This window comes from Corynebacterium halotolerans, from assembly GCF_050107895.1.
Lineage (GTDB): Bacteria > Actinomycetota > Actinomycetes > Mycobacteriales > Mycobacteriaceae > Corynebacterium > Corynebacterium halotolerans_B.
This window is the reverse complement of sequence record NZ_JBNILW010000019.1, coordinates 18,927-40,389: the sequence shown is the minus strand read 5'-3', so window position 1 is coordinate 40,389 and position 21,463 is coordinate 18,927. Positions and strand designations below refer to the sequence as shown.

Genomic DNA, 21,463 nt, shown 5'->3' with positions numbered 1-21,463 from the left:
GAACCCGGAAGCTAAGCCTGTTTGCGCTGATGGTACTGCACCTGGGAGGGTGTGGGAGAGTAGGTTGCCGCCAACCTTTTAACTTCATGTGTCTGGCCCTCGTGGCCCCGCGTTGTGGTGGGGGCCCCGGGGGCCAGACTGCTGTTGGGGGTGTGCGTGGTCGCGGTAGGCGACTGCGTGCACCTCTTTTTGCGTGTCTGGGTGCGTTACAGAAGGTGACCCCGTTCCCCGGAAGTGAGACCCGGGGGCGGGGTTACAAGTGGTCGTGCCGAAGGGCAACAGGAGACTGGTGTGCTGCCGGCGCCCCGGTACTCGTAGTTTCCGGCTACAAGCCGGGAATTGCCGACTCAGTCTCGATAGCAGGTAGAATCATCCGCATATCTCTGCGTCGCATTCAGGCGACGTGTTGTTCCCGATCCAGAAAGAACTGTCTGAATGTCTGAAGGCTCTTCTCCCAACCGCCGTTTCGATGACTCCCGAGGTGATCGTGGTCCACGTCGCCGCCCCTCCGGAGATTCTCGTTCGGGCGGCGGCCGGCCCAGGCATGGAGACAGCCCCCGACGTGATCAGGAGGATCGTAGGGAAGGCGGCCGGGGTTACGGCCGCGACACCCAGCGCAGTTCGGAGCGTGGGGGAAACCGGAACGAACGGCGTGATGACCGTCGGGGAGGGTACGGCGAGGATCGCGGTGACCGTCGATCGGGGCGTCGGGACGATCGTCCCGGCCGTCCGCAGCGGCACGGGGACGGTGATCGCGGTGGTCGAGATGGCCAGCGTCGTCATGCGCAGCGTGGCGGTGCCGAGCGTAGCGGCGGAGCCCGTTCCGGCCCGCAGCGTTCGGGTTTCCGCGAGGAGCGGCTGAATAAGCGGATGGCTGAGCCGGATCTCCCGGGCGATATCGATATCCACGATCTGGACCCCATGGTCCTGCAGGATCTGCGCGTGCTCTCCAAGGACAACGCCGAAGCGGTGGCCAAGCACATGATCATGGCTGCGGTGCTGATGGACGATGATCCGCAGTTGGCGCTGCGCCATGCCCGAGCAGCGAAAGATCGCGCGGGGCGGGTAGCCGTGGCCCGGGAAACCTGTGGCATCGCCGCCTACCGGGCCGGTGAGTGGAAGGAGGCTCTCTCGGAGCTGCGGGCCGCTCGTCGGATGAGCGGTGGCCCGGGTCTGCTCGCTGTGATGGCCGATGCGGAGCGTGGGCTCGGCAGGCCGGAAAAGGCCCTCGAACTCGGGTCCTCCCCCGAGGCCAAGTCACTGAACCGGGAGGCTGCGATTGAGCTGGCCATTGTCCTCGCCGGTGCCCGACAGGATCTCGAGCAGTTCGATAGCGCGGTGGTGGTTCTCCAGCGACAGAACCCGGATCTCCAGGCCAGTGGCTTCCCGACGTTGCGGCTGTCCTATGCCTACGCCAATGCTCTGGAACTGGCGGGCCGCAAGGATGAGGCCCGGCAGTGGTTCTCCCACGCCGGGGAGATCGATGAGGACGAGATCACGGACGCCAAGGACCGGTTGGCTGCCCTCGATACCGAGTAATTCCGTACGGTCAGCCCCCGGCAGTGCCTGCCGGAGGCTGACGGTGTCAGGCCGTGAACTAGAATCGTCACCATGAGCCTGTTGACCGATTACGATGCGATGCTGCTGGACCTGGACGGCACGGTCTGGGAAGGCGGCCGGGCCATTCCGGGTGCCGTCGACGTCATCAACACCGCAGATCTCCCAACGGTCTATGTCACGAACAACGCCGCCCGGGCTGCCGAAGTAGTCGCTTCCCGGCTGCAGGGGATCGGGTTGCCGGCCAGTGCCGCCGACGTATTGACGTCGGCCCAGGCAGCCGTGGAACTGGCAGTCGCCGACGTCCCCGCGGAATCAGCCGTGCTGGTGCTGGGCACCGATTCTTTCCGGCAGTTGGCGGAGCAGGCGGGATTCCGCGTCGTCGAGAGCGCGGACGATGAGCCCGTGGCCGTCCTGCAGGGACACAATCCGGAGACCGGCTGGGCCCAATTGTCGGAGGCGGCACTGGCGATCCGGGCCGGTGCGCGGTATATCGCGTCGAACCTGGACAGTTCGCTGCCCTCCGAGCGGGGTCTGCTGGTGGGTAATGGCTCGATGGTTGCTGCAGTGGTCAGCGCCACCGGGGTCACCCCGTTGTCCGCCGGAAAACCCGGCCCGGCGATGTTTCACTCGGCAGCAGGGAAGCTGGACTCGAAACGTCCGTTGGTTGTCGGCGACCGCCTGGACACCGATATCGAGGGAGGTGTCACCGCCGGGATGGACACCTTTCAGGTGCTCACCGGAGTCAGCGGTCCGAAGGCGTTGTTGGCGGCTCCGCTTCACCAGCGTCCCGTCTTCATCGGGGAGTCCATGACGGATCTCTCCCGGGAGGGTGCGGAGCTTCGCGTGGGACCCCAGGGCGGTTTTACAGCCCGGATTGACGGTGCAGAACTGGTGCTCAGCGGCGGCGGCCCCGAAGCCACTTCAATCCATGCCTTGCGCACCGCTCTTGCCGTGACATGGGACTCCGGTGGGGAAGTGACCACCATCCGGGGCGAAGGGGAAGCCGCAGAAGAGGCGGTGGCCGCATGGTGGTGAAACCGCATGATCCCCGGCAACCGCGGGTCACCCCGGAACACGTGAAGCAGATGTTGCAGGACATCCTCGGTGAGCAGCCGGAGGATCTACCGGCGGAAGCGCGGCAACTCGGCAGAGCTCACGACGTCCTCTACGAGGCACTGCAGGAAGGTTAGGAAGGTTTCCCTTATGGTGGCACGCAGGCGGCTGGACGCGGAACTCGTCAGACGTAAGATAGCCCGGTCCCGGGAGCAGGCCGTGGACATGATCAAAGAGGGGCGGGTCTATGTCGGCGGCTTCAAGGCGGCCAAACCGGCCAGCGTCGTAAATCCCGGGGCGTCAATTCGGGTGGAGCAGACCGAGGGCGATGACTGGGCTTCCCGGGGCGCCCACAAACTCTTGGGGGCGCTCGCCGCCTTTGAGCCCCTGGGTCTGCAGGTGGCGGGCCGACGCGCGTTGGACGCAGGTGCCTCCACTGGCGGGTTCACCGACGTTCTCCTGCGGCGCGACGCCGCGGAGGTGGTGGCCGTGGACGTGGGTTACGGACAGCTCATCTGGCGCCTGCAGAATGACCCCAGGGTGAAGATTCTCGACCGCACCAACATCCGCCACCTGACCACCGAGCTCACCGAGGGGCCCTGCGAGCTGATGGTCGGCGATCTGTCGTTCATCTCGCTGAAGCTCACACTGCCGGCCATCGCCGCCGCGATGTCGGAGGGAGCGGACCTGCTGCCCATGATCAAGCCACAGTTCGAGGTCGGCAAGGACCGGCTCGGTCACGGCGGGGTGGTGCGCAGCCCGGAATTGCGGGCGGAGGTGACCCAAGAGATCGCCGAGTTCGCCCGGACGCTGGGGCTGAGCGTGAAGGCGGTCACCGCCTCGCCGCTCCCGGGGCCCAGCGGCAACGTAGAGTATTTCCTGTGGCTGGTCAAGGACGGTGGGGTGAGCCACCCCGGGCAAGACCAACTCACCGAGATGATCGCGACCGCAGTGGAAGAGGGACCGCAGTGACTGAGACGACTGAATCCGGGCGGGAGATCCTGCTCGTGCCGCACACCGGGCGCCGCAGCAACATTGAATCCGCAGCCCGCGCCGCCGAACTGCTGGATGGCGCGGGGATCCGGGTGCGCGTGCTCATGCCGCAGGATGAGATCCCGGTTGCGGAGGGCCCGGTCCTGGCGAAGCTCGACCGTTACCCGCACTCCGAGGAAGCCGCTGCCGGCGTCGAGCTCGTGTTGGTGCTCGGCGGTGACGGCACCTTCCTCCGTGCCGCGGATCTGGCACGCTCAGTGGATGTGCCGGTGCTCGGCATCAATCTGGGGCACGTCGGTTTCCTCGCGGAGTGGGAGGGAGAGTCCCTGGATGAGGCGATCCAGCGCGTCATCGAACGCGACTACCGCGTGGAAGACCGAATGACCATCGACGTCACCGTGCGCGACCAGGGCCACGAGGTCATCGGTCGGGGCTGGGCGCTCAATGAGGTCAGCGTGGAAAACCTCAACCGCCGCGGTGTGCTGGATGCCGTCCTGGAGGTGGACTCCCGTCCGGTGAGCTCCTTCGGCTGTGACGGGGTACTGATCTCGACGCCGACCGGTTCCACCGCCTACGCATTTTCCGCGGGTGGCCCGGTGCTGTGGCCGGAACTCGACGCCATTCTGGTGGTGCCGAACAACGCGCACGCGCTGTTCACCAAGCCGTTGGTGGTGAGCCCCTATTCCACCGTGGCGGTGGAATCCAACCCCGACGCCTACCCGGCCATGGCGGTGATGGACGGCTTCCGGCCGATTCCGCTGCCCCCGGGATCCCGTGTGGAGGTAGTTCGTGGAGCCACGCCCGTGCGGTGGGTCCGCCTGGATGACGCCACCTTCACTGATCGCCTGGTGACGAAATTCCGGCTGCCGGTAGAGGGATGGCGCGGCCCCGGAAACACCAACACGAGGTAACATTCCGGCGAATTTTCGTACGTCTGTTCGCAAAAGTGGGCGGGGTGTGGGGTAAGCTCATCCCCATGCTTGCAGATATCGCCATCGAAAATCTCGGTGTCATCCCCCGGGCGACAGTGCCGCTGTCCCCCGGTCTGACGGTGCTGACCGGCGAGACCGGTGCCGGAAAGACCATGGTCGTGACCGGTCTGCGTCTACTCTGCGGGGGTCGGGCGGACGCGTCCCGGGTCCGCAGCGGCCAGGGGCAGGCGGTGGTCGAGGGTACTTTCACCACTGATTCGCTCCCATCCGGCCTGGCCGAACGTGTGCGCGAAACGGTGGAGGCCGCCGGCGGGCTCGCGGACGAGAACGGAGAGTTCATCTCCTCCCGGGTGGTCAACGCCACGGGGCGGTCCCGGGCGCACCTGGGAGGCCGTTCGGTGCCCGCGGGAACCCTGCAGGAGTTCACCTCGGAGCTGTTGACCATCCACGGGCAGAACGATCAGTTGCGCCTGCTGGCTCCGGAACGCCAGTTGGCTGCATTGGACCGCTTCGATCCGGCCGTGGCGCCGTTGGCGGAGGACTATCGCGCGAAGTACGGCACCTGGCGGGAGCTGGCCCGTGATCTGCGCAAGCGCACCGAGTCCCGCCGGGAGTTGGCGCAGGAGGTGGACCGGCTCCAGTTCGCCCTGAATGAGATCAATGACGCGGATCCGCAGCCGGGCGAGGATGCCGAGCTGGTGGAACAGATCCGTCGGCTGCAGGATGTGGACGGTCTCCGCGAGGCCGCCAGCACGGCGCTGACCGCCATCGACGGCCCTGAGGCCTTCGGGTACTCGGAGACTGAGGCGGAGGCCGGTTCCAGTCTGATCGGCCAGGCCGAGTCCGTGCTGAGCGGCAGTGAAGATCCCAAGCTCAAGGAGTTGGGCTCGAAGCTGGGGGAGGCCACCGCCATCCTCACGGACGTCTCCGCGGAACTGGGGGGTTTCCTCTCAGGGCTGCCGGTGGATCCCGACCAGCTGGAGCAGTATCTGCAGCGGCAGCAGGCCCTCAAGCAGTTGACCAGGAAGTACGCCCCGGAGATTGACGGGGTGCTCGCCTGGCGGGACAAGGCAGAGGCGAAGCTGTCCCGGATCGACATCTCATCGGAGGCGGTCGACGCCCTGAAGAAGCAGGTTGCCACGGCCGAAAAGGCCATGCGGGCCGCGGCGAAGAAACTCCGGAAGGCCCGTCTGAAGGCCGCGGAGCGACTGGGAGCGCAGGTCACCACGGAGCTGCAGGGGCTGGCCATGCCGAAGACCCGGCTGGAGGTCGCCGTGCGCGAGGTGGCCCCGGGGCGGGACGGCATCGATGAGGTGGAGCTGTTGCTGGCGGCCAATGCCCAGGCCGAGCCCCGGCCGCTGGCCTCCTCCGCCTCCGGCGGTGAACTGTCCCGCGTGATGCTGGCACTGGAGGTGATCCTCGCGGGCGGTAGTGCCGGCGCCACCTTGGTCTTTGACGAGGTGGATGCAGGCGTGGGGGGTCGTGCGGCGGTCGAGATCGGCCGTCGGTTGGCACGGTTGTCGGAGAACAACCAGGTCATCGTGGTCACCCATCTGCCACAGGTCGCCGCCTACGCGGACACCCATCTGCACGTGTCGAAGAATGTCGGGGACACTGCGGTGACCTCCGGAGTGGAGTCGCTGACCCACGAACGCCGGATCGAGGAGCTGTCCCGGATGCTCGCCGGTCTCGATGACACGGACACCGGCCGGGCGCACGCCGCCGAGCTGCTGCACCGCGCGCAGCAGGAGCGGACCGGCGACGCCGCTGCGGCTTAGCCGCAGTCCCCACCGCCGGGTTCCGCCACGTCATGGGTGGAGGGCCGGGTTTTCAGGCGCGCCTCCACCATTACTTGAGACTTTCGGCGACAATAGCGCCCATGAGTCTGTTCTCCCGCAACACCGAACTGCCCGGTCTCCACGGTGTCCTGCGCGACTGCACGCCTGCCGGTAAGAGCTCCAAACGCCTGCGCGAAGGTGACATCGCGGTCGTTGACGCCCCTGACATCACCCGCCAGCTGGCCCAACGACTGATTGAGGCGAAACCGGTGGCGGTGATCAACCTCGCCCGCTTCACCACGGGATCCGTTCCCAACTTTGGTCCGTTGTTGCTGCTCGACTCCGACATTCTGCTCGTTGAAGGGGTCGGTGAGGACCTCAAGGCCGGCATGCGGGACGGCAAAAAGGCGCGGGTGATGGAGGACGGCACCATCTTCCACGCGGAGAGGGCCATCGGGGCGGGCACCGTGCTCGACCGGGCGGCGGCAGAGCACCGCTTCACGGAGGCCCAGCAGGGCCTGGTGGACCACATGGAAGCCTACTTCGGCAACACCATCCAGTTCATCCACTCCGAGGCACCACTGTTGATCGACGGGGTGGGTGTCCCGGACACCGGAGCCGAGATCACCGGGCGCAAGGTGCTGGTGGCCTCGCCGGGGACGGGACTGCGGAACCAGGTCACGCTGCTGCGCAACTTCATCCGGGAGTATGAGCCGGTCATCATCGGGGTTGACGGGGCCGCCGACACCCTGGTGGAACTCGGGCACGCTCCGGATCTCATCGTGGGCAACCCCGCCCATATCGGAGCGGACACCCTGCGCAGCGGAGCCCGGGTGGTGCTCCCGGCGGAGCCGGACGGGCACGCCGCCGGGCTGGAGCGCATCCAGGACCTGGGGATCGGTGCCATGACCTTCCCGGCGGCGACCGATTCCGCCACTGATCTGGCGCTGTTGCTCGCCGAGTACCACGGCGCAGAGATGATCATCAACGCCGGACCAGTCCTGGACCTGGAGGCGATGTTCGCCGATGCCCCCCAGGCCACCCCGGCGGCGCTGCTGACGCGCGCGAAGGTGGGTGGCAAGCTCGTCGACGCCGATCTGATCGCCAATCTCTACACCGTGCGCAGCGGCGGCGGCCTGGCATGGCTCTGGGCCGTCCTGGGGATCCTGGTCGCGTTGGCGGCCATCGTGCTGATTGTCGGGACCGGCGGCGACGGGTCCTTCACGGATAATCTGATCGACACCTGGAACAACATCGCGTTGAAGTTCCAGAGCTGGTTCAACTAACCGAAGGAGCGTACGGAACATGGCCGGAAGGAACCGCAGCGGGCGGGGCGGAGTGCTTATCGCCGGACTCGGCTTCGGCGTGGCGGCCGGTGTCGCCCTCGGGATGCTGGTGATCGGTCCGAACCTGGCGGGGGACGGTGCGGCGGGCCCGGGTGACCGGGGTGAGGTGGAACAGGTCCGACAGGAGTCGGAGATCAACGCCGCCCAGGCGGATTCGGCGGACGCCTGGATCGGCAACCAGGCCGAGGAGGCTGTCGCGGGCACTCTGGAGCAGCGTCCCGTGCTACTGATGCGCACCCCCGACGCCGATGACGAGGACGTCGGCAACGTCGCCTGGCTGCTGCGGCAGGCCGGTGCCGTGGACGCGGGGCGGATCACCCTGGAGGAGCCGTTCCTGTCCCAGGACGGCGCGGATCGGCTCAAGTCGATCGTGGCCAACACGCTGCCCGCCGGAGCGCAGTTATCTGAGGCGTCCCTGGATCCCGGCACGCACGCCGGGGACGCATTGGGGGCGGCGCTGCTGCTGGATCCGGAGACGGCGGAACCGACGGCCAGCCCGGAGGAACGGGCCCTGCTGCTGGAGTCGCTCGCCGACGCCGGCTACCTCAGCTATGAACGCGGGACCATCCTGCCGGCCCAGGCGGTCGTCATCGTCACCGGCGGCAACGACGGCACCGGGGATAATGGATTCGGCGCCAACACGCTCGCGCAATTCGCCGCCAGTCTGGACGACAACGCCAACGGCACGGTCGTGGCCGGGCGGATCACCGCGGCCAGTGATACCGGGCCGATCGCGCTCATCCGGGACCAGGCGGGCGACCGGGTCTCCACGGTCGACTCCCTCAGCCGCACCTGGGGCCGGATGGCCACGGTGCTCGCGGTCCGGGAGCAGATCGACGGCGGTGCCGGGGCCTATGGTTCCGCCGCCTCCGCGACCGGGGGCCCGGCACCGACCATTTCCTGAGACACATCCGTCATTTTCGCCGGCAGTCCCGGGGCACCTGCCGCGGAGGGCTGCCCGAACATAGATTGGAAAGGTATATGACACATCCCGGAAGTCACGAGTTCACCGTCACCGGATCAGAACTGCTGGTCGACGCCCCGATCCTCGCGCTACGCCGTGATCAGGTGGTGATGCCCGGCGGGGAGACCGCCGACCGGGAGATCGTCGAGCATTTCGGAGCCGTCGCCGTGGTGGCCGTGCGCGGCACCGAGATCGCCATGGTGCGCCAGTACCGGCGCAGCGCCGGCCGCCGGCTCTGGGAACTGCCCGCCGGCCTTCTGGACATCGCGGAGGAAGATCCGTTGGACTGTGCCCGTCGGGAACTGGCGGAGGAAGCCGGGTTAGCGGCCGCGGACTGGAGCCTACTGGTGGACATGTTCACCAGCCCGGGGGTCTTCGACGAGGCTGTGCGCATCTACCTGGCCCGCGATCTCTCCGAGGTGGACCGGCCAGTGGCCGAACACGAGGAAGCGGACATGGAGTTCGCCTGGATTCCGCTGGATGAGGCCCGGGGGAAGGTGATGGCCGGGGAGATCAACAACGCCATCGCCGTCGCAGGCATCATGACCGCGGCGGAAGTACTGGCCGGCCGGGCCAAGCCCCGCGACGTCGGCACGCCCTTCACGGACCGGCCGAACGCGTTGGCGAACCGGAGGATCGCCGCTGGCCGGACACCGGACATGAAGCAGCCGTGAGCGACCCGAAGGAACTGGCCGCGACCTGGCTCAACCATCTCGCGGTGGAGCGGGGCCTGTCCCCGAACACGCTGAGCAACTACCGGCGCGACATCGACCGTTACCTGGACTGGTTGGCGGCGGCGGGGGTCACCGACCTGAACCGGGTGCAGGTCACCGACCTGGAGGCTTATGTGGCGGACCTGCGCCGCGGCGATCCGGAGCGCGGCCGCGCCCCGTTGGCGCCGTCCTCCACGGGTCGGGCCCTGGTTGTCGCCCGCGGTCTGCACCGCTTCGGGGTGGCGGAGGGGGCACTGGCCGTGGACGTGGCCGTGGACGTGTCGCCGCCGTCGACGGGGCGGCACCTGCCGGACACCCTGAGCATCGGAGAAGTGGAGGCCCTGTTGGAGTCCGTGCCCACGGGGGAGACCGCCACTGCGGTGGATCTGCGGGACCGGGCCCTGCTGGAGCTCCTCTACGGCACAGGCGCGCGCATCTCGGAGGTCACCTCGCTGGACGTCGACGACCTCGTCGGGTGTGAGGGGTTGTTGCGGATCACCGGCAAGGGGGACAAGGAACGCATCGTGCCGGTCGGCGCCGCTGCGCTGGAGGCCAGCAATGATTATCTGGTGCGGGCGCGGCCGGTCTTCGCGAACGGAAAATCCCACGCCGCCTTGCTGAACACCCGCGGGGGGTCATTGTCGCGCCAGAGCGCGTGGGCGGCGCTGAAGTCGCGGGCGGAACGCGCCGGCGTCACCAAGAACATCTCCCCGCACACACTGCGGCACAGCTATGCCACCCACCTGCTTGAAGGCGGGGCGGACGTGCGGGTGGTCCAGGAACTGCTGGGCCATTCCTCGGTGACCACCACTCAGATCTACACCCACGTGACAGCGGAGAACCTCCGGCAGGTTTGGGCGAGTTCCCACCCGCGGGCATGAGGCGTCAACCCCCCGCGATTGGAAAGGTAGGTAAACCTCACCTAATATTCCGGTCATGAACGGGCAAAAAACTCAGGGCGGAACCACCGGGGCGCTCCAGAAGCGGACGTTCGGCCACGAAACCGGTCACCGCCTGCTCTGGCTCGGCAGCGGCGCCGCGGAAATAGCCTGTGGCCGGACCATCTACACGCTCACCCGGGAGTGGGGGCTGTGGCTGCCGGCCGGTACGGCACCGGCGCAGTTGAACCACGAAGGCGTGCAGTGCCGGGAGCTCTGCCTCCAATCCGGCAGCGCCGCGCTGTCCGCCGACATCACCGTGGTCCGGGTCACTCCGCTTCTGCGCCTGCTGCTGAGCCGGCTCGACGACCCGGCGGTGACCGACGAGTCCCGTTCCCTGACTACGGCGATGATCGCGGACCTGCTCGAATCAGCGGAGGACGCCCTCGTGGTTGAGGTGCCGGCGGCGTCAGTGCTCGAGCCCATCGTCACCGCCCTGCTCGCGGAGCCCGGCCACACGCTGACGCTGGACCAGTGGGCCCGGGAACTGCAGGTGAGCACCAAGACGATCACGCGGGCCTTCCAGCGGGAGACCGGCCTGGGATTCACGGGTTGGCGTTCTGCGGTACGTGCCCGAGCGGCAGTCGAGTGGCTCGCGGCGGGAATGGATCCCGCCGACGTGGCGAGCCGGAGCGGATACCACTCCGCCAGCGCCTTCGGTGCCGCCTTCCGCCGGGTCACCGGCCGTACCCCCGGAGATTTCCGGCCCTGTCCCGTCATGTCCCCGGTGGACTGACGCCCACCCCTGCGCCAGGCGCGGCACCGCGACTATTGGCGGCCGCCCAGTTCCAGCCGGTGCCAGTCGGCGGTGTCGTTCAGCAGCTGCCGGTCGTGGGTGACCACGACCACCGCCGCCGAGGTCACCCGCAGGGCCGCGGTGAGCTCATCGACCAGTCGGGCCGAGAGGTGGTTGGTCGGCTCATCCAGCAGCAGCACCTGCGGCGCACCACTGAGTGCATCCGCGAGATCAAGTCTGCGCAGTTGACCCAGGGACATATCGCGGAGCGGTCGACGGGCCTCCGCGGAGCTGAGCAGGCCTAATGCCAGGGCGCGGTCGGTCCCGGCTGGCGGCCGTTCCGACTCCTGTGCCAGCACGCCGGCGGCGGCCGTACGGGTGATCTGTCCGCGGTCCGGGAGCAGCGTACCGGCGAGCAGTTGTAGCAGCGTCGACTTCCCGGCACCGTTGGCGCCGGTGACCACCCATTTCTCGCCGCCCCGCACCGTCAGCGAGACCGGGGTGTCCAGGCGGCCTGCCACCGTGACCTCGCAGGCGTCGAGCAGGGGCACGCCCGCCGGGGCGGCGAGGTCAGGGAATCTCAGCTGCCGGGGCGGCTCCGGAACGTCCACCGCACACTCCTCCAGTTGAGCCTGGCGCCGGCGCACGGCCTGGACCACGCCCTCGGTGCGCATGGCCCGGGTGTGTTTTCCGGTGCCCTTCGGCGGCCGCCAGCCGGTGTGGAGCCGGGAACGGGCCTGTTCCCGCGAATGTTCGAGTTCCCCGCGCCGGGCCTGTTCGGAGCGGTACTCTTGTTCCCAGCGGGCTAGCATCGCGGCCCGCCCGGACCGGTAGCCCGCGTAACCGTCGCCGTACACGCGGGGACGGCCGTCCGGGGTCGGGTCGAGGTCGATGACGGTGTCGGCGACATCGGCGAGGAGAGCCCGGTCATGGCTGACCAGCACAGTGGCGCCCCGGCGGCCGAGCAGGGACCCGGTCAGGAAATCCAGGCTGTCCCGGTCGAGATGATTCGTCGGTTCATCGAGCAGCAGGAGGGGATCACTACCGCCGAGCAGGCAGGCGAGGCGCACGCGGTAACGCTGACCGACGGACAGCCCCGCCAGCGGGACCCGGAAATCCGTTTCCGCCGCGAGCGCCTCCAGTGCGACCTGGATGCGGCGCTCCACGCCCCAGGCGTCGATCCTTTCGACGCGATCGAGGGCGGCGGCGAACTCGGACTCGGCGCCGGGCCGTTCCTCGGTGAGCGCCGCCCCGGCCAGCTCGAGGGCGGAGAGGGCCGCCCTGGCGGGTGCGGCGGCGACGTCGACGGCGTCGCCGACGGTACTCCCGGTGGCCACGGACATTTCTTGTTCGGCGAGGGCGAGACTGCCCTGGCGGATGATTTCCCCGCCCTGGGGGTCGAACCGGCCGGCCAAGGTGTGTAGTAGGGAGGTCTTTCCGCGGCCGTTCTCGCCGACCACGGCGGTCACGGAGCCTGGGGCGGCGGTGAAGCTGAGGCCTTCGATCAGGGTCCGGCCCCCGCGGCGGATACACAACTGGCGGGCGGACAACTGGGCATGGGTGATGGGGGAGGTGGGCATGAAAAAACTTCCTCTTTGAAAAGTGGCGAACCGGCCCGGCGGCGTTGCCTGCGCGGGCCGAGGAGCTTCGACACTGAATTAGAGGAAGTAGAGATGCATGGGTCTGAGACTAGGGGCACGGGTGTGGCAGGGTCAAGCCCTCCGCGCGTGGTGCCGCGCCCGCGACCGGCATCCCGCTTCGGGCCCTGTGTCCGGAGCGTGTGGCGGCGGCCTAGTCAAGCATGTGTCCGGTACTTTGGTCGAGAGGGCAGTTATGGCGGTAGCAGAGTGTCGTCAATGCGTCGGCTCAGGACAACAGACATGTAATCTGGCTGATAGCAACCGCGTAACCAGCAGGGCAGCGAGAGAGTCAAGGAAGAGGGTTTGACTGTGAGCGATTCGGGGAAGTTCGACTCTTCGGAGGTCGAGCGGGGTCTGACCGGACGGCCGGTCCGTGAACTGACCGAGCCCGAGCCGCTGTCGGAGCACGGACCGGCCCACATCATCGCCATGTGCAACCAGAAGGGCGGGGTGGGAAAGACCACGTCGACGATCAACATGGGTGCCTGCATCGCGGAGCTGGGGCGCAAGGTGCTGCTGGTGGATCTGGACCCGCAGGGCGCACTGTCCGCGGGACTGGGGGTGCCGCACAATGACGTCGACGTCACGATCTACGATCTGCTCGTGGACCGCAAGGCTGATGTACACGACGCCGTCCACTCCACCGCCGTGCCGAACCTGGATCTGGTGCCGGCGAATATCGACCTGTCCGCCGCGGAGATCCAGTTGGTCAACGAGGTCGGCCGGGAACAGGCGCTGGCGCGCGCGTTGCGGCCGGTGATGAAGGACTATGACTTCATCATCCTGGACTGCCAGCCTTCGCTGGGTCTGCTGACCGTCAACGCCCTGGCTTGTGCGCAGGACGTGATCATCCCGATGGAATGCGAGTACTTCGCGTTGCGCGGCCTGGCGCTGTTGACCGACACCGTGGAAAAGGTCAGCGACCGCATCAATTTCGATCTGGAGATCATGGGCATCCTGGTGACGATGTTCGACCGCCGGACCTCCCACGCCCGCGAGGTGATGTCCCGCGTGGTGGAGGTGTTCGGGGACCGGGTCTTCGACACCGTCATCACCCGCACCGTCCGGTTCCCGGAGACCTCGGTCGCCGGGGAGCCGATCACCACGTGGGCGCCGAAGTCCCAGGGCGCGGACCAGTACCGCAGCCTCGCCCTCGAGGTACTGGAACGAACCGCCCGGTAGGGGCGCGGATAACGCTGTGAGTGCTGCTTCGACGTCGCCCGGGGAGAACCCTGTCGCCGCCCGGGGCACCGGGCAGCCGGGGGCCCCGGAACCGGCCGGTTTCCAGGTGGCCCTGGAGAACTTCGAGGGCCCGTTCGACCTCCTGCTCCAACTCATCACGGGCAAGAAGATGGACATCACCGACGTCGCCTTGGCGGAGGTGACCGACGAGTTCATCGCCTACGCCCGGGCACTCGGGGAAACTGCGGATCTGGACGAGATCACGGAGTTCCTGGTGGTGGCCGCGACCCTCCTGGACCTGAAGACCGCCCGCCTGCTGCCCCGCGGGGAGGTCGACGATGATGAAGACCTGGCACTGCTGGAGTCACGCGACCTGCTGTTCGCCCGCCTGCTGCAGTACCGTGCCTACAAACAGGTCGCCGACCTGTTCGCTGACTGGCAGCGCAGTGCGCAGCGGCGTTACCCGCGGGCCGTCGGGCTGGAGGACCGGTTCGCCACGTTGCTTCCCCCGGTGACCATCGGGAAATCCCCGGGCCCCTTCGCCGAGTTGGCGGCCGGGGTGTTTCGCCCGCGCCCGCCGGAGCAGGTCGCCACCGATCACATCCACCGGGTGGCGGTCTCCGTGCCCGAGCAGGCGGGCAAGATCCTGGATACTCTCCGGTTGATCGGGCAACAGACGTGGACCTCCTTTGCGGTGCTGACCCGCGACACCACTGTCTCCATGGAGGTGGTCGGGAGGTTCCTCGCGCTGCTGGAGCTGTACAAGGCGCACGCCGTGGACACGGAGCAGCCGGATCCGCTCGGCGAGCTCAAGGTCGCCTGGACCGGGCTGGACGTGGACCCTGCCGTGGTCGCCGCCAGCAACTGGGACTGACCACCCACCCACGGACGCCAGCCCGGCACCGGAACAGTTCAGGGGTGGAGGGGCCCTGTGAGGGCCGGTCTCCCTCGGGGTCGGGGCGGCAGGGGAGGCTGCCGCCCCGGGGCCGGTCAGGGGCGGTTGATGAGGGTTTCCAGGATGTCCGGCGGCAGCTCGCGGTCCGCATAGATCCGCACGTCGGGCTCCGCGGGGTTGTCCTCGGTGCCCACCCGGCGCCCCTCCCAGACCGCCCGGAAGCCCAGCTTCTCCAGTACGCGGAAGGAAGCGGGGTGGTTGGTGGTCACCCGGGCGGTGATGGGGGTGTCCGGGTCAGTCCGCTTCACGGCGGCCAGGGCGGCCTCGGAGATCTCCGTGGCGTAGCCGGAACCCCACTTGTCCGGGCGCAGCCGGTACTTCAGGTCCCACACCTTGTCGTCGACCAGCTCCAGGCCGCCCACCCCGACGAAGTCGGAGGGGTGGTCACGCAGGTAGACGCCCCATGGCCCCAGGTTCTTGGCCTCCCAGCTGTGCGCGGTGCGTTCGATGACCTTGAGGGTTTCCCGCACCGTCTCGTGGCGTGCCTGGGGACGGTGCCCCCACACGCGGTCATCGCTGTAGACCCGGAATGCCTCGTCGGCCTGGTCCGACGTCAGGGGCATGAGGATCAATCGGTCGGTTCTCGTTGCTGTAGCCATGACAAGAGGTTAATCCCAAGTACCCGGAAAATGTAGCCCACTTCACAAAATCGTTATTTTGGCGGCGCCCGCCACCCCCGAAAAGGCAGCAATCCCTGTCTTATCTGCAGGTTGTCACCAGAAGTCCAGCTCCCCGGCGGAGATTTCACCACGCAGATGCTCCCGCATGCCGGGCATTGCAAGTGATACAACGCCCCGCTCAGGCGCGGTGATGATGTGCTTGTCCAACAGGCGCCTGCGGTACTGGCCCACGTAGACCGTGGTCTTTCCCATGCGCTGGGCGATCTCGGCGGTCAGGCTCGGCCCCTCGTCCTGCGCCATCGCCTCCAGGAACGCCACCTCCACCGCGGTGAGGGAGGAGATGGTCGGCCGGTGCACCAGGGAGCTGACATCCCGCGTGGCCCGCGAGACGGCCGCGGCCACCTCAGTGACGCCGATGACCTGCCCCGCCGCGCGGTAGGCGTGGAAGCCGACCAGCTGCAGCATGTAGGGGTAACCACGGGTGGCCTCCACCGCCTGGGACAGGGCCGCGTCCTCCCAGGACCGGCCCGCCTCCTCGACGGGGACGGCCAGCCCGCGGGCGGCGGCGGCGCGTGAGACCGCGCCGAGCGGACGGTGCATGGCCCGCCGCAGGAACGTGATGCCGGAGGCGTCCAGCAGCGCCTCCACGCTCTGCGGCAGCCCCGCCATGATCACAGCGATGGGCCGGTCCTCCCGGAACAGGTGCTGCACGGTGGCCGCGATGGCCCGCAGATCCGCCAGGGTCTCCGGCGCGATCTCATCGATGGTGACCACCACGCCCGTGCCGTTGCGCGCCAGGTGGCCGGTCAGTTCCGTGAGCTGTGAACGTAGGCTCGGAGCCGGCTGGTGGCGCTTGCCGGTGTCGAAGTTGACTCCACCCAGCCGGGCGGGGGCGGCGAAGCCGGAGAAGCGGCGTTCCACATTGCCGCGCGGATCGTGTTCGGCGAGCAGACGGGGGAGGTGGTCAGTGGTCATCCGGTCCACCAGCCCGGACAGGGCGGTCTCGGAGATCGTCAGCCAGCCACGCTGCTTCGCCTCATCTTCCAGGGCATTGAGCAGGGCGGTCTTGCCCACCCCGCGCTGGCCGGACAGCAGCAGCGCACGGCCGGGGGCGCCGGGGCCGTCGTCAAGCGCGTCGGCGAACTCCTGGATCACCGGGCCGCGCCCGACGAGCAGGGCGGGGGAGGTGCCGAAGGTGGGCGTGAAGGGGTTGGTGCTGCGGGACGTCGGGACGGCGATGACGGTCTCCAATCTGCGTTTTTAAATACGTTAAATAACTATTTTAAACTGTTTAAATAACTTTCGGAAGGGTGTAAAGTCAGCGAACGTGAGTGCTGACCTTCCCCTGATCTCCCAGCAACGCTCCCGCATCGAGTCCGTGCTGCTGGTGGTGGACACCCCGGTGCCCGCCGAGCAACTGGCCCGCGCCCTGGATCTGGACCTCACCCTGGTCGCCGAGATCCTCACCGAGCTGGCGGAGGAACTCGACGCCCGGGGCTCCGGCATGGACCTGCGGGAGACTGGCGACGGCTGGCGGCTCTACACCCGCCCGACCAACGCCCCGGCGGTGGAACAGTTCCTGCTCGACGGGGCCCAGTCCAAGCTCTCCCGGGCGGCGTTGGAGACCCTCGCCGTGGTCGCCTACCGGCAGCCGTGCACCCGTTCGCAGGTTTCAGCGGTCCGGGGGGTCAATGTGGACGGCGTGATGCGCACGCTGGCCCTGCGTGGCCTGATCCGCGAGGTGGACGTGGAGGAATCCTCCGGCGCCAACCGTTACGCCACCACCGAGCTCTTCCTGGAACTGATGGGGATCGACTCCCTGGCGCGCCTGCCCGACCTGGCGCCCCTGCTACCGGACATCGACAGCATCGACGACTATTAGAAAACCTGCTGTGTGGCGTAGGATTGCGCGCAGCACTTCAATTTCATACCTCAAGTTAGGACACGATTCGTGACTCCACCCGCTCGCCGAGACGGCACACCGGACAAGAAGGGCTCCCGCGGCAACGGCCGCGGCGGCTCCCACGGCCGTCGCAGTAGCACCCACTCCGGCCGTCCCCCCGCCACACCGCAGCCCAAGGCCCAGCGCCGCGACGAGGACCTGCTCTCCAACGCCAAACCGGCCCGGCGCCAGCACGTCGCCGCCCCGAAGCAGGGGGCGGACCCCGCCGACGAGGGCATCCGCCTGCAGAAGGTCCTCGCCCGCGCCGGGGTGGCGTCCCGCCGCCACGCCGAGATCCTGATCGACCGTGGCCGCGTCGAGGTCAACGGAAAAATCGTCACCACCCAGGGCACCCGGGTCAACCCGGAGAGTGACGTCATCCGCGTCGACGGCGTGCGCGTGAAGGTCAACGAGGATCTGGAGTACTTCATCCTCAACAAGCCCCACGGCGTGCAGTCCACCATGTCCGACGAACTCGGCCGTCCCTGCGTCGGTGACCTGATCAGTGAAAAGGTCCTCTCCGGCCAGCGGCTGTTCCACGTCGGCCGTCTGGACGCCGACACCGAGGGGCTGCTGCTCCTGACCAACGACGGCGAACTCGCCAACCGGTTGATGCACCCGCGCTACGAGGTCTCCAAGACCTATCTGGCCACGGTGGTCGGGGAGGCGGACAAGTCCCTGACCCGGCTGCTGCGCGACGGGATCGAACTCGACGATGGTCCGGCCAAGGCGGATTTCGTCCAGGTCATCGACGCCCACAACGGCAAGTCCCTGATCCGGCTGGAGCTGCATGAGGGCCGCAAGCACATCGTGCGCCGCATGCTCAAGGAATCAGGTTATCCGGTCGAGCGGCTCGTGCGCACCAAACTGCACACCGTCCAGCTCGGCGAGCAGAAGCCGGGCACGCTGCGGGCCCTGAACGAATCCGAGCTGACGAGCCTGTACAAGGCGGTGGGAATGTGATTGACCAGCAGTTGAGCAACACCGTCGACGGCGGCCTGATCGTCGCCGTGGACGGCCCGTCCGGCACCGGCAAGTCCACCACCTGCCGGGCCCTGGCCAAGCGCCTGGACGCCCGCTACGTGGACACCGGGGCGATGTACCGGGTGGCCACCCTCGCCGTCTTGCGCGCCGGCATCGACCCCGCCGACGCCGCAGCCGTCATCGCCGCCACGCGCGATCTGCCGCTCGGGCTTTCCGACGACCCGGACTCTACCGAGGTGCTCCTCGACGGCGAGGACGTCTCCGGCGAGATCCGCGGCCCGGAGGTCACCCGACACGTCTCCGCCGTTTCCGCGATCCCGGAGGTGCGCGAGAATCTCGTGGCTCTTCAGCGGGACCTGGCGCGGCGCGCCCACCGCGCCATCGTGGAGGGCCGGGACATCGGGACCACCGTACTGGTCAACGCACCTGTGAAGGCCTATCTGACGGCCTCTGCGGAGGTGCGCGCCCACCGCCGCCACGACCAGGATCTGGCCGCCGGCCGGGAGTCCGATTTTGGGAAGGTGCTGGCTGATGTCAAGCGTCGGGACGCCGCGGACTCCTCGCGGGCGACCTCCCCGCTGCGTCCGGCCGACGACGCCGAGATCGTCGACACCTCCGAGATGAGCATCGACGCGGTGCTCGACCACCTCGTGGGCCTGGTCCGGGATTCGGATCTCACCCACGCCCAGTACCGGGAAGGAAGTACATCGTGAGCGACAAGCGCAACGATCAGTCCCACGACGAACCGGAAACCGAGTTCGTCTTCCACACCGACGGCGGCGAGATGGCCGCCGAAGGGGTGTTTATCGAGGAGTCGGAACTCGCGCCCGGCGGCGGTTACGCCACCGGCGACTTCGAGGAGTCCGACTTCGCGTTCGAGTTCGATGAGGACCTGGACGAGTCCGAGTTCGGTGAGGCGGACTACGGCGACGACTTCAGCGACGAGGACTGGGAGGACGTGGAGCGCGTCTTCGGCGTGGAGCGTCCCAGCGTCGTCGAGGAGTCGCTGTGCACCGTCGCCATCGTCGGTCGGCCCAATGTTGGCAAGTCCACCCTGGTCAACCGCTTCATCGGCCGACGTGAGGCCGTGGTGGAGGATTTCCCCGGCGTGACCCGGGACCGGATCTCCTACCTGTCCGACTGGGGCGGGCAGCGTTTCTGGGTGCAGGACACCGGCGGCTGGGATCCCAACGTCAAGGGCATCCACGGCGCCATCGCCCGTCAGGCGGAGGTGGCGATGGCCACGGCCGACGTGATCGTCATGGTGGTGGACACCAAGGTCGGCATCACCGAGACCGATGAGATCATGGCGCGCAAGTTGCAGCGTTCGGAGGTCCCGGTCCTCCTGGTGGCCAACAAGTTCGACTCCGATTCCCAGCTGGCGGACATGACCGAGTTCTACGCGCTCGGCCTCGGCGATCCCTGGCCGGTCTCCGCCCAGCACGGCCGCGGCGGCGCCGATGTCCTCGATGAGGTGCTGGCCAAATTCCCGGAGACCCCGCGTGCCACCTCGATCACGGAGGGACCGCGACGGGTGGCCCTGGTGGGCAAGCCGAACGTGGGCAAGTCCTCGCTGATGAACAAGTTCGCCGGTGAGGAACGTGCCGTGGTGGACGATGTCGCCGGGACCACCGTCGACCCGGTGGATTCCCTGGTGCAGCTGGATGACGCCCTGTGGAAGTTCATCGACACCGCCGGGCTGCGCAAGAAGGTCAAGAATGCCTCCGGGCACGAGTACTACGCGTCGCTGCGCACCCGCGGTGCCATCGACGCCGCTGAAGTCTGCGTCATGCTCATTGACGCCTCCGAGTCCATCACCGAGCAGGATCAGCGCGTGCTCAACATGGTGCTGGATTCCGGCAGGGCTCTGGTCCTGGCCTTCAACAAGTGGGACCTGATGGACGAGGACCGCCGTGATGACCTGGAGCGGGAATTCGACCTCCAGCTGGCGCACCTGCCCTGGGTCCAGCGGGTCAACATCTCCGCCAAGACCGGCCGCGCCCTGCAGAAGCTGGAACCGGCGATGAAAACTGCCCTGGAGAGCTGGGACAAGCGGGTCTCGACCGGGCAGCTCAACAACTGGCTGCGCGCCACCATCGCCCAGAATCCGCCGCCCATGCAGGCCGGGCGGCTGCCGAAGGTGCTGTTCGCCACCCAGGCTTCCACCCGTCCGCCGGTGTTCGTCCTGTTCACCACGGGTTTCCTGGATGCCGGCTACCGCCGCTACCTGGAGCGCAAACTGCGGGAGGAGTTCGGCTTCCATGGCTCGCCGGTCCGCATCGCGGTCCGCGTCCGGGAGCGGCGTCAGCGGAAGTAGCCGCAGGCTTTTACCCCGGCCGCTGCGCCCGCCGTGTCCTACCCCGTGGGAGGTCGGTACGGCGGGCTTTCGCATTGGTGGGGCTTTCCCGGAGGCACCCGAGGGGCTGCAGGCGAGAAAAACCGCCCCGGAGCGAAGTAGCTCAGGGGCGGAGGCAAGGAGACCGGTTGACTAGAGGCCGAACAACGCGTTGCCGAAACGGAAGTACATGGCCGCGAAGAAGAGCAGGTACCACAGAGCCCAGATGACCTCCCGGTACTGGTTCAGGAAGACCAGGAGTTTCTCGCCGCCGGTGGTGGCCTCAGCCGGGTGCTCCGGTGCCAGGACGTTGAGGAAGGTGAGCCAGAAGATCGGGATGGTCGCCGCCCACACCACGATGCACCACGGGCACAGGGCGTTGATGGACCACAGGCTCTCAAAGGCGAGCCAGTGGATGAAGAGCAGCGCCAGGAACGTGCCGGCCAGGAACAGGATCCAGAACCAGGGGGCGAACCTGGCGCCGGCCAGCACCGCCATGCCGACCACGATCACACAGGTGAACCCGAAGATCCCGAGTAACGGGTTGGGGATCACGAAGACCGCGGCCTGGGCGGAGTCCAGAATGGAACCACAGGACAGCACTGAGTTGAAGGTGCAGGTGGGGACATAATCCGGATCCACCGCCATGGTGAACTTTTCCATGATCAGCACGGTGGAGAAGATCAGGCCGATCGTGCCGAGGAGGACCATCAGGATCCCGTAGGAGCGGTCTCCGAGGGGGCGGCGGAATCTCTCCGGGCTGCGGTTCGTGGGTGCGGTCGTCATACGGTC

21 protein-coding genes and 1 rRNA gene are annotated in these 21,463 nt (G+C 67.8%); 18 read left to right on the top strand and 4 right to left on the bottom strand.

The features are described from left to right. From rrf to ACQCVD_RS14340, 12 genes are all read left to right on the top strand, one after another. Positions 1-76, top strand: a 5S ribosomal RNA gene (rrf, locus tag ACQCVD_RS14395); the annotation flags it as partial. A 359-nt stretch (positions 77-435) separates the two neighbouring features. Next, positions 436-1,539: a hypothetical protein gene (locus ACQCVD_RS14390; protein ID WP_426824469.1), complete on the top strand. Its 1,104-nt coding sequence runs from the start codon at positions 436-438 to the stop codon at positions 1,537-1,539. A 72-nt stretch (positions 1,540-1,611) separates the two neighbouring features. Further along, positions 1,612-2,595, top strand: coding sequence for an HAD-IIA family hydrolase (locus ACQCVD_RS14385; RefSeq protein WP_426824468.1), 984 nt, complete (start codon positions 1,612-1,614; stop codon positions 2,593-2,595). Beyond that, positions 2,586-2,750: a hypothetical protein gene (locus tag ACQCVD_RS14380; protein ID WP_426824467.1), complete on the top strand. Its 165-nt coding sequence runs from the start codon at positions 2,586-2,588 to the stop codon at positions 2,748-2,750. The genes ACQCVD_RS14385 and ACQCVD_RS14380 overlap by 10 nt, the downstream gene beginning before the upstream one ends. A gap of 13 nt (positions 2,751-2,763) precedes the next feature. Next, positions 2,764-3,585, top strand: a complete 822-nt coding sequence (locus tag ACQCVD_RS14375) for a TlyA family RNA methyltransferase (protein WP_426824466.1) — start codon at positions 2,764-2,766, stop codon at positions 3,583-3,585. Then, positions 3,582-4,517, top strand: coding sequence for an NAD kinase (locus tag ACQCVD_RS14370; protein ID WP_426824465.1), 936 nt, complete (start codon positions 3,582-3,584; stop codon positions 4,515-4,517). Before ACQCVD_RS14375 ends, ACQCVD_RS14370 begins: the two co-directional genes overlap by 4 nt. A 65-nt stretch (positions 4,518-4,582) precedes the next feature. Then, positions 4,583-6,316, top strand: coding sequence for a DNA repair protein RecN (recN, locus tag ACQCVD_RS14365; protein WP_426824464.1), 1,734 nt, complete (start codon positions 4,583-4,585; stop codon positions 6,314-6,316). Between the two features lie 92 nt (positions 6,317-6,408). After that, complete coding sequence (gene steA / locus ACQCVD_RS14360) at positions 6,409-7,602, top strand: putative cytokinetic ring protein SteA (RefSeq protein ID WP_426824474.1); 1,194 nt, start codon at positions 6,409-6,411, stop codon at positions 7,600-7,602. A 19-nt stretch (positions 7,603-7,621) separates the two neighbouring features. Continuing rightward, entirely contained in the window at positions 7,622-8,566 is a 945-nt protein-coding gene (locus ACQCVD_RS14355) for a copper transporter (protein ID WP_426824463.1), read from the top strand. Between the two features lie 77 nt (positions 8,567-8,643). Then, positions 8,644-9,300, top strand: coding sequence for an NUDIX domain-containing protein (locus tag ACQCVD_RS14350; protein WP_426824462.1), 657 nt, complete (start codon positions 8,644-8,646; stop codon positions 9,298-9,300). After that, positions 9,297-10,220 carry a site-specific tyrosine recombinase XerD gene (locus ACQCVD_RS14345; RefSeq protein ID WP_426824461.1) on the top strand — a complete coding sequence of 308 codons (924 nt, stop codon included), beginning with the start codon at positions 9,297-9,299 and terminating at the stop codon, positions 10,218-10,220. The genes ACQCVD_RS14350 and ACQCVD_RS14345 overlap by 4 nt, the downstream gene beginning before the upstream one ends. A gap of 55 nt (positions 10,221-10,275) precedes the next feature. Continuing rightward, the gene (locus ACQCVD_RS14340; protein WP_426824460.1) at positions 10,276-11,013 is read left to right on the top strand and encodes a helix-turn-helix domain-containing protein; all 738 of its coding nucleotides are present in this window, start codon (positions 10,276-10,278) and stop codon (positions 11,011-11,013) included. 32 nt (positions 11,014-11,045) lie between these two features. Here ACQCVD_RS14340 and ACQCVD_RS14335 read toward each other — a convergent pair whose 3' ends face one another. Further along, positions 11,046-12,593, bottom strand: a complete 1,548-nt coding sequence (locus tag ACQCVD_RS14335; protein ID WP_426824459.1) for an ATP-binding cassette domain-containing protein — start codon at positions 12,591-12,593, stop codon at positions 11,046-11,048. A 369-nt stretch (positions 12,594-12,962) separates the two neighbouring features. On the opposite strand from ACQCVD_RS14335, the gene ACQCVD_RS14330 reads away from it, so the two are divergent. Together ACQCVD_RS14330 and ACQCVD_RS14325 are read left to right on the top strand one after the other, a co-directional pair. Continuing rightward, on the top strand, positions 12,963-13,835 hold the full coding sequence (locus tag ACQCVD_RS14330; protein ID WP_426824473.1) for a ParA family protein: 873 nt from the start codon (positions 12,963-12,965) through the stop codon (positions 13,833-13,835). Between the two features lie 106 nt (positions 13,836-13,941). Then, on the top strand, positions 13,942-14,709 hold the full coding sequence (locus ACQCVD_RS14325) for a segregation and condensation protein A (RefSeq protein WP_426824472.1): 768 nt from the start codon (positions 13,942-13,944) through the stop codon (positions 14,707-14,709). Positions 14,710-14,825: 116 nt separating this feature from the next. On the opposite strand, the gene ACQCVD_RS14320 is transcribed toward ACQCVD_RS14325, so the two are convergent. Next, positions 14,826-15,389 carry a GNAT family N-acetyltransferase gene (locus ACQCVD_RS14320; RefSeq protein ID WP_426824458.1) on the bottom strand — a complete coding sequence of 188 codons (564 nt, stop codon included), beginning with the start codon at positions 15,387-15,389 and terminating at the stop codon, positions 14,826-14,828. Between the two features lie 114 nt (positions 15,390-15,503). After that, entirely contained in the window at positions 15,504-16,661 is a 1,158-nt protein-coding gene (locus tag ACQCVD_RS14315; protein ID WP_426824457.1) for an ATP-binding protein, read from the bottom strand. 76 nt (positions 16,662-16,737) lie between these two features. Here ACQCVD_RS14315 and scpB point away from each other — a divergent pair, with 76 nt between their 5' ends. The 4 genes from scpB to der all read left to right on the top strand — a co-directional run bounded on the left by scpB (position 16,738) and on the right by der (position 20,653). After that, entirely contained in the window at positions 16,738-17,292 is a 555-nt protein-coding gene (scpB, locus tag ACQCVD_RS14310) for an SMC-Scp complex subunit ScpB (RefSeq protein WP_426824456.1), read from the top strand. Positions 17,293-17,361: 69 nt separating this feature from the next. Further along, positions 17,362-18,315 (top strand): pseudouridine synthase, encoded by a 954-nt coding sequence (locus ACQCVD_RS14305; RefSeq protein WP_426824455.1) that lies wholly within the window; start codon positions 17,362-17,364, stop codon positions 18,313-18,315. After that, positions 18,312-19,049: a (d)CMP kinase gene (gene cmk / locus ACQCVD_RS14300; RefSeq protein WP_426824454.1), complete on the top strand. Its 738-nt coding sequence runs from the start codon at positions 18,312-18,314 to the stop codon at positions 19,047-19,049. The genes ACQCVD_RS14305 and cmk overlap by 4 nt, the downstream gene beginning before the upstream one ends. Then, entirely contained in the window at positions 19,046-20,653 is a 1,608-nt protein-coding gene (gene der / locus ACQCVD_RS14295) for a ribosome biogenesis GTPase Der (RefSeq protein ID WP_426824453.1), read from the top strand. The genes cmk and der overlap by 4 nt, the downstream gene beginning before the upstream one ends. 171 nt (positions 20,654-20,824) lie before the next feature. On the opposite strand, the gene ACQCVD_RS14290 is transcribed toward der, so the two are convergent. Next, entirely contained in the window at positions 20,825-21,457 is a 633-nt protein-coding gene (locus tag ACQCVD_RS14290) for a vitamin K epoxide reductase family protein (RefSeq protein WP_426824452.1), read from the bottom strand. Positions 21,458-21,463: the final 6 nt, after the last annotated feature.